The organism is Salipiger marinus (genome assembly GCF_035481585.1).
GTDB lineage: Bacteria > Pseudomonadota > Alphaproteobacteria > Rhodobacterales > Rhodobacteraceae > Salipiger > Salipiger marinus.
The window spans coordinates 1-12,232 of sequence record NZ_JAYKSL010000024.1 but is presented as its reverse complement, the minus strand read 5'-3'; the positions used below and the strand labels follow the sequence as shown (position 1 = coordinate 12,232).

The 12,232-nt window shown below is 68.3% G+C and carries 12 protein-coding genes; 9 read left to right on the top strand and 3 right to left on the bottom strand.

Annotated features, from left to right (window positions below; genetic code table 11):
* Positions 1-79: 79 nt before the first annotated feature.
* The 5 genes from VK682_RS22670 to VK682_RS22650 all read left to right on the top strand — a co-directional run bounded on the left by VK682_RS22670 (position 80) and on the right by VK682_RS22650 (position 5,230).
* A complete protein-coding gene (locus tag VK682_RS22670) occupies positions 80-523 on the top strand; it encodes an NUDIX domain-containing protein (protein ID WP_230797902.1) in 444 nt (147 codons plus the stop codon).
* Between the two features lie 39 nt (positions 524-562).
* A complete protein-coding gene (locus VK682_RS22665) occupies positions 563-1,507 on the top strand; it encodes an ABC transporter permease (RefSeq protein WP_324782587.1) in 945 nt (314 codons plus the stop codon).
* Complete coding sequence (locus VK682_RS22660; protein ID WP_089851663.1) at positions 1,504-2,322, top strand: ABC transporter permease; 819 nt, start codon at positions 1,504-1,506, stop codon at positions 2,320-2,322. Before VK682_RS22665 ends, VK682_RS22660 begins: the two co-directional genes overlap by 4 nt.
* A gap of 217 nt (positions 2,323-2,539) precedes the next feature.
* Entirely contained in the window at positions 2,540-4,156 is a 1,617-nt protein-coding gene (locus tag VK682_RS22655; protein WP_324782586.1) for a dipeptide ABC transporter ATP-binding protein, read from the top strand.
* 72 nt (positions 4,157-4,228) lie between these two features.
* A complete protein-coding gene (locus VK682_RS22650; RefSeq protein ID WP_230797900.1) occupies positions 4,229-5,230 on the top strand; it encodes a P1 family peptidase in 1,002 nt (333 codons plus the stop codon).
* Here VK682_RS22650 and VK682_RS22645 read toward each other — a convergent pair.
* Both VK682_RS22645 and VK682_RS22640 read right to left on the bottom strand, forming a co-directional pair.
* Positions 5,227-6,015: an SseB family protein gene (locus VK682_RS22645; RefSeq protein ID WP_089851669.1), complete on the bottom strand. Its 789-nt coding sequence runs from the start codon at positions 6,013-6,015 to the stop codon at positions 5,227-5,229. The genes VK682_RS22650 and VK682_RS22645 overlap by 4 nt on opposite strands.
* Positions 6,012-6,608, bottom strand: coding sequence for a uracil-DNA glycosylase family protein (locus VK682_RS22640; protein WP_230797920.1), 597 nt, complete (start codon positions 6,606-6,608; stop codon positions 6,012-6,014). Before VK682_RS22640 ends, VK682_RS22645 begins: the two co-directional genes overlap by 4 nt.
* 258 nt (positions 6,609-6,866) lie before the next feature.
* Between VK682_RS22640 and VK682_RS22635 the strand changes: the two genes are divergently transcribed.
* The 3 genes from VK682_RS22635 (at position 6,867) to VK682_RS22625 (ending at position 10,524) form a co-directional block, all read left to right on the top strand.
* Complete coding sequence (locus tag VK682_RS22635; protein WP_089851671.1) at positions 6,867-8,114, top strand: Na+/H+ antiporter NhaA; 1,248 nt, start codon at positions 6,867-6,869, stop codon at positions 8,112-8,114.
* A 171-nt stretch (positions 8,115-8,285) separates the two neighbouring features.
* Positions 8,286-8,945: an ABC transporter ATP-binding protein gene (locus VK682_RS22630; protein WP_089851673.1), complete on the top strand. Its 660-nt coding sequence runs from the start codon at positions 8,286-8,288 to the stop codon at positions 8,943-8,945.
* Positions 8,923-10,524 (top strand): KpsE/RkpR family capsule polysaccharide export protein, encoded by a 1,602-nt coding sequence (locus VK682_RS22625; protein WP_230797899.1) that lies wholly within the window; start codon positions 8,923-8,925, stop codon positions 10,522-10,524. Before VK682_RS22630 ends, VK682_RS22625 begins: the two co-directional genes overlap by 23 nt.
* A 70-nt stretch (positions 10,525-10,594) precedes the next feature.
* Here VK682_RS22625 and VK682_RS22620 read toward each other — a convergent pair whose 3' ends face one another.
* The gene (locus tag VK682_RS22620; protein WP_089851677.1) at positions 10,595-11,161 is read right to left on the bottom strand and encodes an NADPH-dependent FMN reductase; all 567 of its coding nucleotides are present in this window, start codon (positions 11,159-11,161) and stop codon (positions 10,595-10,597) included.
* 209 nt (positions 11,162-11,370) lie between these two features.
* Between VK682_RS22620 and VK682_RS22615 the strand changes: the two genes are divergently transcribed.
* The gene (locus VK682_RS22615; protein WP_230797898.1) at positions 11,371-12,123 is read left to right on the top strand and encodes a MauE/DoxX family redox-associated membrane protein; all 753 of its coding nucleotides are present in this window, start codon (positions 11,371-11,373) and stop codon (positions 12,121-12,123) included.
* Positions 12,124-12,232: the final 109 nt, after the last annotated feature.

The window sequence follows — 12,232 nt, the reverse complement described above, 5'->3', positions numbered from 1 at the left end:
GGGTCTCCCTTGGCGGCACGGCGCTTGAGATACAGGCGCCCCTGCGCTTATGAAAGGGCGAACAGCCGGAGCCCTGCCCATGTCCCTTTCGCCCCGTCTTGCGGCTCGTGCCGTGATCCTGATGGACAACCGGCTGCTGCTGGTCAACGCTTGGCCGGGCGGGGTCAGCGACCTGTGGTGCGCGCCCGGCGGCGGGGTCGAACGCGGCGCCTCGCTGCCCGACAACCTCGCCCGCGAGGTGCATGAGGAAACCGGCCTGACCGTCGCCGTAGGCCCGCCCTGTCTGGTCAACGAATACCACGACCCCGCCAGCGGCTTTCATCAGGTCGAGGTGTTCTTTCGCGCCCGCATCACCGCCGGCGTGCTGGACCCGCTCTGGCGCGATCCCGAAGGCGTGGTCAGCGAACGCCGGTTCGTCACGCGCGAAGAAATGGCGGGCCTGCGCTTCAAACCCGACAGCCTGCCGCATGTGGCATGGGGCCGGGGCCTTGGCTACGATCCGCTTGAACTGCTGGCGCGCTAGGTGCTGGACCGCCGCGCGCGCCGCGCCTAACCTCGCGCCATGATGGGCTATCTCCTCAAACGTCTGGCGTCGCTTGCGGTCTCGCTGCTGGCTGCCTCGCTGGTGATCTTTCTGGTGGTCGAGGTCGCGCCCGGCGACCCCGCCAGCTTCATGCTGGGGATGAACGCGCGGCCCGATACGGTGGCGGCGCTGCGGGCGGAACTGGGGCTCGATCTGCCGGTGCACCTGCGCTATCTCGACTGGCTGGGCGGGATGCTCACCGGTGATTTCGGCATTTCCTACACTTACCGCACGCCGGTGGCGCAGATGGTGGCGGACCGGCTGGCGGTCTCGCTGCCGCTGGCGGCGGGGGCGCTGGCGCTGTCGACGCTGATCGCGCTGCCCGCCGGGCTGATCGCCGCCGCGCGCCGGGGCCGGGCGCCGGACATGGCGGTGATGGGCGCCACGCAGCTGGGCATCGCGCTGCCGAATTTCTGGCTGGCCCTGCTGCTGGTGCTGCTCTTCGCGCTGAAGCTGCACTGGCTGCCTGCGGGCGGCTTTCCCGGCTGGGAGGATCCCGCCGCCGCCCTGCGCGCGCTGATCCTGCCCGCCACGGCGCTGGCCCTGCCGCAGGCGGCGATCCTTGCGCGGGTGCTGCGCTCGGCCCTGCTCGACATTCTGGAGGAGGAGTTCATCCGCACCGCCCGCGCCAAGGGGCTGAGCCGCGGTCAGGCGCTGCTGCGCCACGGGCTGCGCAACGCGCTGATCCCGGTGCTGACCATTCTGGGGCTGCAGTTTTCCTTCCTGCTGGCGGGGGCGATCATCATCGAACAGGTGTTCTTCCTGCCCGGGCTCGGGCGGCTGATCTTTCAGGCCATCACCCAGCGCGACCTGATCGTGGTGGAATCGGTGGTGCTGCTGCTGGTCTTTGCGGTGATCGTGGTGAATTTCCTGACCGATCTCGCCTATGCCGCCGCCGATCCACGGCTGAGGCACCGGCGGTGAGGCGCGCCGCGATCCTGCTGGGCCTGCCGCTCAGCGCGCTGGTTCTGGGCGCGGCGCTGCTGTCGCTGGTCTGGACGCCCGGCGATGTCACGGCGCTCGACATCCCGGCACGGCTGCAGCCGCCCTCGTCCGCGCACTGGCTGGGCACCGACCATTTTGGCCGCGACCTCCTCAGCATGGTGATGGTGGGGGCGCGCGCCTCGCTGATGGTGGCGCTGGTGGCGGTGGGGCTGGGCCTGCTGCTGGGGGTGCCGCTGGGGCTTGCCGCCGCCTCCCGTGCGGGCGGGCCGCTGGACGAGCTGGTGATGCGCACCAATGACCTGATCTTCGCCTTTCCCTCGCTGGTCATCGCCATCCTGATCACCGCGCTGGCGGGCCCCGGGGCGCTCAACGCCATCCTCGCCATCGGCATCTTCAACATTCCGGTGTTTGCCCGCGTGACGCGCGGCGCGGCGCTGCCGCTCTGGCGGCGCGACTTCATCCTTGCCGCGCGGCTGGCGGGCAAGCACCGCAGCCGCATCAGCGCCGAACATATCCTTCCCAACCTGATCCCGCTGCTGATCGTGCAGGGCACCATCCAGATCTCGCTGGGCATTCTGGCCGAGGCGGGCCTGTCCTATGTCGGGCTGGGCGCGCAGCCGCCGCTGCCCTCATGGGGCCGGATGCTGGCCGAGGCGCAGACCATGGTGGCGCTGGCGCCGCATGTGGCGCTGGTGCCCGGAGCGGCGATCCTGCTGAGCGTGCTGGGTCTGAACCTGCTCGGCGACGGGCTGCGCGACCATCTCGACCCAAGGCTGAGGCCCGCGCGCGCATGAGTGTTTCCATTGGCTCCAAATATCCCGGGGAGCGCGAGGGGCAGAGCCCCTCGTCTCTTCGCGTGTTGCAGCGCGGCGGCGCCGGGTCAGGCGGCGAATTCCGCCCGGGAATAGCCCTGCAGGAACAGCAGCGCGGTCAGATCGCCGTGATTCACCNCCCCCCCCCCCCCCTTTGCCGGAGCCGGGCCTTCGTCCCGAGGGGCAGAGCCCCTCGCCTTTGTCGGAACCGGGCCCTCGCCCCGAGGGGCAGCGCCTTTCCCTGCGCGGCCTGTCGGTGACGCTGGGCGGCAGCGCGGTGCTGCAGGAAATCTCGCTGGATCTGGCGGCGGGGGAAATCCTTGCGCTGACCGGGGAATCGGGCTCGGGCAAATCCATGACCGCGCTCGCCATCATGGGCCTTCTGCCCGAGGGCGCCGCGACCCGCGGGGACATCACGCTGGGCGACACCCGGCTGGACACCCTGACCGACCAGCAGATGTGCGGCCTGCGCGGGCGGCGGCTTGGCATGGTGTTTCAGGAACCGATGACGGCGCTCGATCCGGTGATGACCATCGGCGCGCAGGTGATGGAGACGATCCTCATCCACCGCGCCCTGCCTCGGGCCGAGGCGCGGATCCGTGCGGCGGAAACCCTTGCGCGGGTCGGGCTGCCGCCCGATCAGGTGCCGCCGACGCGTTATCCGCATGAACTCTCCGGCGGGCAGCGCCAGCGCGTGGTCATCGCCATGGCCATCGCGCTGCGCCCGCAGATCCTGATCGCGGACGAACCGACCACGGCGCTGGACGTGACCACACAGGCGCAGATCCTCGATCTGCTGACGGATCTGGTGCGGCAGGAGGGCATGGGCCTGCTGCTGGTGACCCATGATCTTGCGGTGGTGGCGGGCCGGGCCGACCGGCTGGCGGTGATGCAGGCCGGGCGCATCGTCGAGGAGGGGCCCGCCGCAGATCTGCTGGCCGCACCGCGCCATGCCTATACCCGCGCGCTGATCGCCGCCGCGCGCCACCAGCCGGTTCTGCCCCCGCGCGACCCCGGCGGCCCGCTCTTGCAGGTCAGCGGGCTGCACCGCCACCACGCGCTGCCGCGCGCCCATCCCTTTGCGAAGCGTCGCCTGTTCCACGCGGTGCAGGGGGTCGATCTGCAGATCCGGCAGGGCGAACGGGTGGCTCTGGTCGGCGCCTCGGGCTGTGGCAAATCCACGCTGGCGCGCGCGCTGCTGGGGCTGGATGCGGTGCAGGGGGGCACGATCACGCTGGCCGGGCATCCGGTGCTGGCGGGCCGCCGTGCCGATCCCGACCAGCGCCGCCGCCTTCAGGCGGTGTTTCAGGATCCCTATGGCTCGTTCAATCCGCGTCACAGCGTGGGCCGCCTGATCGCCGAACCGTTCCACCTGCTGCCCGACCCGCCGCAGGGGGCCGCACGAGAGGCCGCCGTGGCCGAGGCGCTGCGCGCGGTGGGTCTGTCGCCCGATCATGCCCGGAGCCCGATCCACGCCTTTTCCGGCGGCCAGCGCCAGCGCATCGCCATCGCCCGCGCGCTGATCATCCGGCCCGACATGGTGATCTTCGACGAGGCGGTGTCGGCGCTGGACGTGCGGGTGCGGGCGCAGATCCTCGACCTGATCGCGGATCTGTCGCGCAGTCACGGGCTGGCCTGGCTTTTCATCAGCCACGATCTGTCGGTGGTGCGGGGAATCGCCGACCGGGTGCTGGTCATGGAGGCCGGGCGCATCGTGGAGGAGGGCGCGCCCGCGCGGATTTTTGATGCGCCCCAGCATCCCGCCACCCGCGCGCTGCTGGCCGCGGCACCACATCTGCCCGATCCGGTGGGCTGACCGCTGCGCGGGGCTTGCCTTGGGCGGCTCCTGCGGCGGAAGATGGGGCGACACGTCCGCAAGGAGGATGCGATGCGACCCGGACCGCGCAACCTGATCACCGATGTCGCGGGGCTGCGCGTCGGCAATGCCGATGACCTTGCGCTGAAAAGCGGCACCACGGTGGTGGTGGCGGAGGCGCCTTTTGTCGCCTCGGTGGCGGTGATGGGCGGCGCCCCCGGCACGCGGGAAACCGATCTGCTGGCCCCGGACAAGACCGCGCCCGGGGTCGATGCGCTGGTGCTGTCGGGGGGCAGCGCCTTTGGTCTGGCGGCGGCGCAGGGGGTGATGGACGCGCTGCACGAACAGGGGCGCGGCTTTGCCGTGCTGTCGGCGCGGGTGCCCATCGTGCCCGCCGCCATCCTGTTCGACCTGCTGAATGGCGGGCACAAGGGCTGGGGCGTGAACCCCTATCCGGCGCTGGGGCGGCAGGCGCTGGCCAATGCCGGCGAAAGCTTTGCGCTTGGCAGCGCCGGGGCAGGGACCGGGGCGCAGACGGCGCAGCACAAGGGCGGGCTGGGCTCGGCTTCGGTGGTGCTGCCGGGCGGGGTCACCGTGGGGGCGCTGGTGGCGGTGAACCCGATGGGCAGCGTCACCACGCCTTCGGGGCGGCATTTCTGGGCGGCCCCCTTCGAGATGGGCGAGGAATTCGGCGGGCTGGGGCCTGATCCCGCGCGCGGCTTCCAGCCGCTGCCCGACAGCCGCAAGCTGGCGGCCATGGCGGGCATGGGCAATACCACCATCGCCGTGGTGGCCACCGATGCCGAGCTTGACAAGGCACAGGCGCACCGGCTGGCGGTGGCCGCGCATGACGGCATCGGGCGGGCGATCCATCCCGCCCATTCGCCCATGGATGGCGATCTGGTCTTTGCCGCCGCCACCGGGCACAGACGCCTGACATCGCCACAGCAGCTGGCCGAGATCGGCCATGCCGCCAGCCTGTGCCTTGCCCGCGCCATCGCCCGCGCGGTCTGGGAGGCGCGGCCCGCCCCCGGCGACACCCTGCCGACGCTGCGGCAGGATCTGGGGCTTTAGCGCAGGATCGGCGGGCGGTTCGGATCCGATCCCGGCGCCACCGGCTCCAGCCGTTCGGGTGCGGTGATCTGCGGCAGATCAAACCGCAGGCCGACCCGCGCCAGCCGCGCCGCAAGCTCGTCGCTGTCGCGCAGGAACAGCACGTCCAGCGCCCCCGCCTCGATGCCCGAAAAGACCAGCGCCTCGTTCACGGCGCGGGCCAGCGCGGATTCCGCCCCCGGCACATGCCCGGCAAAGGCCAGCACATGGCCGCGCGTGCCATCGGCATAGCGCGCCGCCGCCAGCCACGCGCAGCGCGCAAACCCCGCCGCCGTGGCAAGCTTGGTGTCAAGCGCGGTCAGCAGCGCCTCTGGCAGGCCCTTGGGGGCCAGCACCTCGGCCAGCTGCGCCTCTTCCTCGGCGGGGCCATGGGTCAGGGTTTCCGCCAGCCAGTCCACCGCCTCGGCGGGCAGCAGGATGGAGGCGGGGGAGACGTCAAGGTTCACGCCCAGCCCGATGCCCTGACCGGCCAGCATGCTGACCACGGCGCGGCCCGACAGCGCCGCATAGGGGGCAGCACGGCCCACGAACTGCGACAGCCGGTCCTCCCGGTCGAAGACCAGCACGAAGCGGGCATCGCCCAGATCGAACACTTCGGGATCGACGCTGTCGCCGCTTGCCTCGTGCGCCAGCAGCAGGAACAGTTCGCCATCGGCCAGCCGTTCGTAAAAGCGCAGGCGCTTGGTCTCATCCTCGGGGCTGGCCTCCATCGCGGAGAGCGCGGCATCAAGCGGTGTCTGTGTCATTCCATCACCTCGCGGACCCGGCTGCGGAGCGCGGGCAGAAGCTCCTCGCCGAACCATGGGTTGCGTTTCAGCCATCCCGTATTGCGCCAAGACGGATGCGGCAAGGGCATGGCGCGGGGCATGTGGTCGCGCCAGCCCCGCACGGTGTCGGTCACGCTGGCCCGCGTGCCCAGATGATAGCGCTGCGCATGGCCGCCAACATAGACCCGCAGCGGAATTTCGCCCAGTTCGGCGAAGATCGCGTCATGCCATGTGGCGCGGCAGACCGGGGGCGGCGGCAGGTCCGATCCTTTGGCGTCATAGCCGGGAAAACAGAAGGCCATGGGCACGATGGCCACAAGCGAGGTGTCCCAGAACTGCGCCTCGGTCAGGCCCAGCCAGTCGCGCAGCCGCACCCCCGACGCATCGTCGAAGGGCCGCCCGGACCCGTGCACGCGCGCGCCGGGCGCTTGACCCGCGACCAGAATCCGCGCGCCGGGGCGGAACCAGACCACGGGACGCGGCGCATGACGGGTGGCGGTGGCGGCAAAGCGCGGCGCGCACAGGCGGCAGGACCGCAGCCGGGTGGCAAGATCGGGCAGGGCATCGGTCATGCTGGTGAGATAGGGGCGCAAAGCCCGCGCCGCCAGACCCGGCGAGGGCGGCGACAGGGGCCGGGCGCAGGAAAGTGAACCGGGCGGTTCGCAAGGCTCTTTTCTTTCGCTGCGGCCTGTCACAAGACTGCGCGCATGCATGACCATGGACACCAGAGTCGGACGAGACAGGACGGGGCGGCGCAGCCAAATCCCCCGCTTCGGGTGTTTCGCCACATCATCAAGACAATCACCGGAACCGGGAGCGGGGGGAGACTTATGTATCGCGTCTGGAATTTCCTGACGAGTTATTCGTTGCTGCTGATCATCGGCGCGCTGGCCGCGCTGGTCTGGGCCAACACGAATGCCGAAAGCTATCATCATTTCGTGGAGTTCGTGATCTGGGACAATGCGCCCATCGGTCACCTGCATGACGGCCACCGCACCCTGACGCTGCACTACCTGATCAATGACGTGCTGATGGCGATGTTCTTCGCCATCGCCGCCAAGGAGGTCTGGGAGGCGGTCATTCTGGAAAAGGGCAGCCTGCGGGGCCGCCGGGCGGCGACGCCGCTTTTCGCCACGCTGGGCGGCATGCTGGGGCCGATCGTGGTCTTTCTGGGGCTGGCCACGGTCATGGGATCCAGCGTGTATACCGCCGTGGCGAATGGCTGGGCGATCCCCACGGCCACCGACATCGCCTTTTCCTACCTGGTGGGGCGGCTGGTCTTCGGTGCCGGGCATCCGGCGGTGCGGTTCCTGCTGCTGCTGGCCATCGCCGATGACGCGGCGGGGCTGATCATTCTGGCGCTGTTCTACCCTTCGGCCGATCTTGCGCCGCAATGGCTGCTGCTGTCGCTGGGTGCGGCCATCGGGGTGTTTGTGCTGTTCAACTGGCTGCCGCGTCGGCTGGACGCGGGCAAGCAGGAGCGGCCCAATTCCACATGGGTCCGCAACAAGCTCAGCTTCTGGCCCTATGCCATCGCGGGCTGCCTGTCGTGGTATGGCTTCATGCGGTCGGGGATCCATCCGGCGCTGGGGCTGCTGCCGATCGTGCCCGCCATCCCCCATGCCGACCGCGCCTTCGGCATCTTCGCCGAGGCCGAGGAGCACTTGACCGACCTGCTCAACACGATGGAACACGCGCTGAAATATCCCGTGGAGATCGTGCTGTTCTTCTTCGGCCTGCTCAATGCCGGGGTGGAGTTTTCCTTCATCGGTCCGGCCACATGGCTGGTGCTGCTGGGGCTGCTGGTGGGCAAGCCGATGGGCATCTTCCTGTTCGGCTGGATCGCTGCCCGCCCGCTGCGGCTGGGGATCCCGCAGGGGATGCGCATCCTTGATCTGGTGGTGGTGGGCTGCGTCGCGGCCATCGGCTTTACCGTGTCGCTGTTCGTGGCCTCCGTCGCCTTTCAGGCGGGGCCGGTGCAGGACGCCGCCAAGATGGGCGCGCTGTTCAGCTTTGCCGCCGCAGGCATCTCGATGATCATGGGGATGCTGCTGCGCGTGCAGAAACAGGCGATCTAAGACCAAGGCGCGGGCGCCTGCCGGACGGCGGGCGCCCGTAACATCTTCGCGCCCAAGTGTGGAATCATTGTGGTTTGCATCTAATTTAGGACATATTCTGACCAAACTCGCCGCCTAAGACATGCTTAATCGCCGCTTGCTAAACCGGCGCTTGCGGATCGGGGCAGGGCAATGATCGAATTCGATATGGTCAGCAAGTCCTTCTGGACGGGGCAGCGCCGCAAGGTGATCCTTGACCGTGTCTCGTTCCGGGTCGAGCTTGGCGAAAGTCTGGGCATCCTTGCGCCCAACGGCACCGGCAAGACCACGCTGATCAAGATGATGGCGGGGCTGGAAAAACCCGACGAGGGCGAGATCCGCCGCACCTCCCGCGTGTCCTTTCCGCTGGGCTTCATGGGCGGGGTGGTCAGCAAGATTTCGGCCCGCGAAAACGCCCGGTTCATCGCGCGGCTTTACGGGCTTGACCCCGACTATGTGGAATCGTTCTGCCGCTGGCTCTGTGATCTGCGGGAATATTTCGACCAGCCCATCGGCACCTATTCTTCGGGGATGCGGTCGCGGTTCACCTTTTCGCTGATGCTGGCGCTGGATTTCGACATCTACCTGATCGACGAGGGCATGCCCAATTCCACCGATGCGGAGTTCAACCGCAAGGCCAGCGAGATCCTGCTGGAACGGCTGCGCACCACGACCATCGTGATCGTGTCCCACCAGCCGGCGATTCTTGAAAAGTTTGCGCGCAAGGCTGCCGTCCTGATGGATGGGCGGCTGCACATGTTTGAAACCTTGGAAGAGGCGAAGCGGCTTTATGACTACGAAACCCAAGGCTAGAAAATTCCGCATCCGCCGCGCCACCCCCGCCGACGCCGATCTGCCCGAAGAGCGGTCCGTCGCCAGTGACACGCCGCCGCCTGCCGCGACTGGGCCGAGGCCGCCTGACCCCGCCGAGGCGCTGCGTCAGGAGGAACTGACCGGGCGCCAGCTGCGCATGGCCCGCCGTGTGGCACAGAAGCACGGGCTGGAGCCTGCCTCGGATCTGGATGCGGTGCGGCTGCTGCGCGCGCGGGGCATCGACCCGTTCCAGCGCACCACCATGCTGGAACTGGTGGTGCCGGGCCATGGCGCCGACGGCGCGGCGCCGCCCGCCCGCCCCGAGGGTCGGGTGCAGCTGCCCCAGACGGTGCCCACAGGCCAGAGCCTGCCGCAGACCGTGCCGGAGGGGCGCCCGCAGCTGCCCTCGACCCGGACGGCCAGCCCGGCGGAGCGCCGCGCGGCGGAGATCTCCCAGATCCAGCGCGACCTTGCCAAGCGGCGGCGGCGCAAGATGGTGCTGCTGCTGACGCGGCTGGCGTTTTTCGTGATGCTGCCGACGCTGATCGCGGGCTACTATTTTTATGTGGTCGCCACGCCGATGTATGCGACCAAATCGGAATTCCTGATCCTGAAGGCGGAAAGCTCTGCCGCCGGCATGGGCAGCCTGTTTTCCGGCACGCAGTTCGCCACCAATCAGGATGCCATCGCGGTGCAAAGCTATCTGCTGTCCAAGGATGCGATGCTGCGGCTGGACCGTGACGAGGGCTTCAAGACGCATTACGAACAGGCGTGGATCGACCCGATCCAGCGGCTGGAACCCGGAGCCTCGAACGAGGAGGCCTACAGTCTTTACAAGCGCAACATCGAGATCGGCTATGATCCGACCGAAGGCGTGGTGAAGATGGAAATCATGGCCGCAGATCCGGAAACCGCCGCCCGGTTCAGTCGCGCCCTGATCGGCTATGCCGAAGAGCGCGTGGACAACCTGTCGCTGCGCAAGCGGTCCAACGCCGTGACCGATGCCGAGGCCGGGCTGCTGGATGCCGAACGGCAGCGCGCCGAGGCGCAGGAAAAGCTGGTGCGGCTGCAGCAGGATGGCGCGGTGATCGACCCCGAGGGGCGCATCGCCTCGCTGCGGACGCAGATCAGCAATGTCGAGGTGCAGCTGCAGGAAAAGCGGCTGACGCTGCAGGCGCTTCTGGACAATGCCCGCCCCAACAGCAGCCGGGTCGATGGCGCGGAAGGCGACGTGCGGCGGCTGGAGGCGCTGCTGGCGCAGCTCAATTCGGAGATGACCACCGCCACCACCGGCGAAAACTCGCTGGCCGAGGTGGCGGTGCAGATCCAGCTGGCGCAGGCCGATCTGGCCACGCGCGACCTGATGCTGCAGACGGCGCTGGAACGGCTGGATCAGGCGCGGCGCGATGCCGACAGTCAGGCGCGCTATCTCACCACCTCGGTGGTGCCGGTCGCCTCCGAGGATCCGAGTTATCCGCGCAAGTTCGAGAATACGATCCTCGCCTTCCTGATCTTTGCGGGGATCTATCTGATGATCTCGCTGACCGCGTCGATCCTGCGCGAACAGGTGTCGACCTGACCGGTGGGCATCGAACGAAAAAGGGCCGCCGGAGCGATCCGGCGGCCCTTCTTTTCGGGTAAGCCTTGGCTCAGGCGCGGGTGGGCTTCAGCGCTGCGGCCCAGATGGCCAGCTCGTCCAGCATGCCTGCCGTGCCCTTGCCGACTTCCGAGTTGGGCGAAAGTTTGCCATCCTCTTTGATGTCGCCAAAGACCATGGGCATCGGCACGACCTGCTTCAGCGGCATGATGTTCATGTTGGCGAGCAGCATCCGCAGTTCCTGAGCGGAGCGCAGACCCCCCGAGATGCCGCCATAGGAGACGACGCCCGCGGGCTTGCGTTCCCATTCCAGCACCAGCGCCTGCAGCGCGTTGACCACGGCGGCGGGCGGGAAGGAGTTGTATTCCGGCGTCACGAAGATGAAGGCATCGGCATCATTGACCGCAGCGCTCCATGCCTTGGTGTGCTCGTGCGTGTAGGACTGCATCGCCGGGTGGTTCGGCTCGTCAAGCAGGGGCAGGCCGAAGGTGTCGAGGTCAAGGATCTCGACCTCGAACTTGCCATGCGCGGTGGCCTGTTCGGCAACCCAGCTGCTGATGATGGGCCCGATTCGGCCGGGGCGGGTGCTGGAGGTGATGATCTTCAGCTTGAGCGACATAAGACGTCCTTTCGTGATCCAGTGGGCCGGGGCAGGGCGCACCGGCAAATGCTTACCGACGCCAACCTAGGCTTTCGCCGCAGCGCCGCAATTGCCTGCACCGCACAGCGCGGGTGCATTGCCGCACGAAGCCTGCGTGCGGGAACCATCAGGGTGCGGTGATGCGTTGGTCCTGATCTGCCAGACAAAGCCCGCGAAAGGAGCATCCGATGCCCGATGCCGCCCCCGCCACCGCCCGGCTTTACCGGATGGTGATGCCTGACCACCTGTGCCCATGGGGCCTGAAATCCCGCCACCTGCTGCGCCGTCAGGGCTACAAGGTCGAGGATCATCCCCTGACCAGCCGTGCCGAAACCGAAGAGTTCCAGCGCCGGGAGGGCGTGAAGACCACGCCACAAACCTATATCGACGGCGAGCGGATCGGCGGCTACGAGGATCTGCGCCGCTTTTTCGGCAAGCCGGTGGCGGATCCCGACGCGACCTCCTACCGCCCGGTGATCGCGATCTTTGCCGTGGCGCTGCTGGTCGCGCTGGCGCTTGCTTGGGTGGCGGAGGGGAGCCTGCTGGCGCCGCGGCTGCCGGAATGGTTTGTGGCCACCGCGATGGTGCTGCTGGGGCTGCAGAAGCTGCAGGATGTCGACAGTTTTGCCACCATGTTCCTGAATTACGACCTGCTGGCGCAGCGCTGGGTGCCCTATGGCCATGTCTATCCCTTTGCCGAAACCGGTGCGGGGGTGCTGATGCTGGCCGGGGTCCTGACATGGATCGCGGCACCGGTGGCGCTGTTCATCGGCACGGTGGGCGCGGTCTCGGTGCTCAAGGCGGTCTATGTCGACCGGAGAGAGCTGAAATGCGCCTGTGTCGGCGGCTCCAGCAACGTGCCGCTGGGGTTCGTGTCGCTGACCGAAAACCTTGGCATGGCTGGCATGGCGGTCTGGATGATGGCCAAAAGCCTTATGTAAAAACCCAAACAAAAAGGCCCGCCGGAGCGGGCCTTTGTCATGGATGTGCAGGGTCTCAGACTTTCTGGGTCAGCTCGGGGACCAGCTGGAACAGGTCGCCGACGAGGCC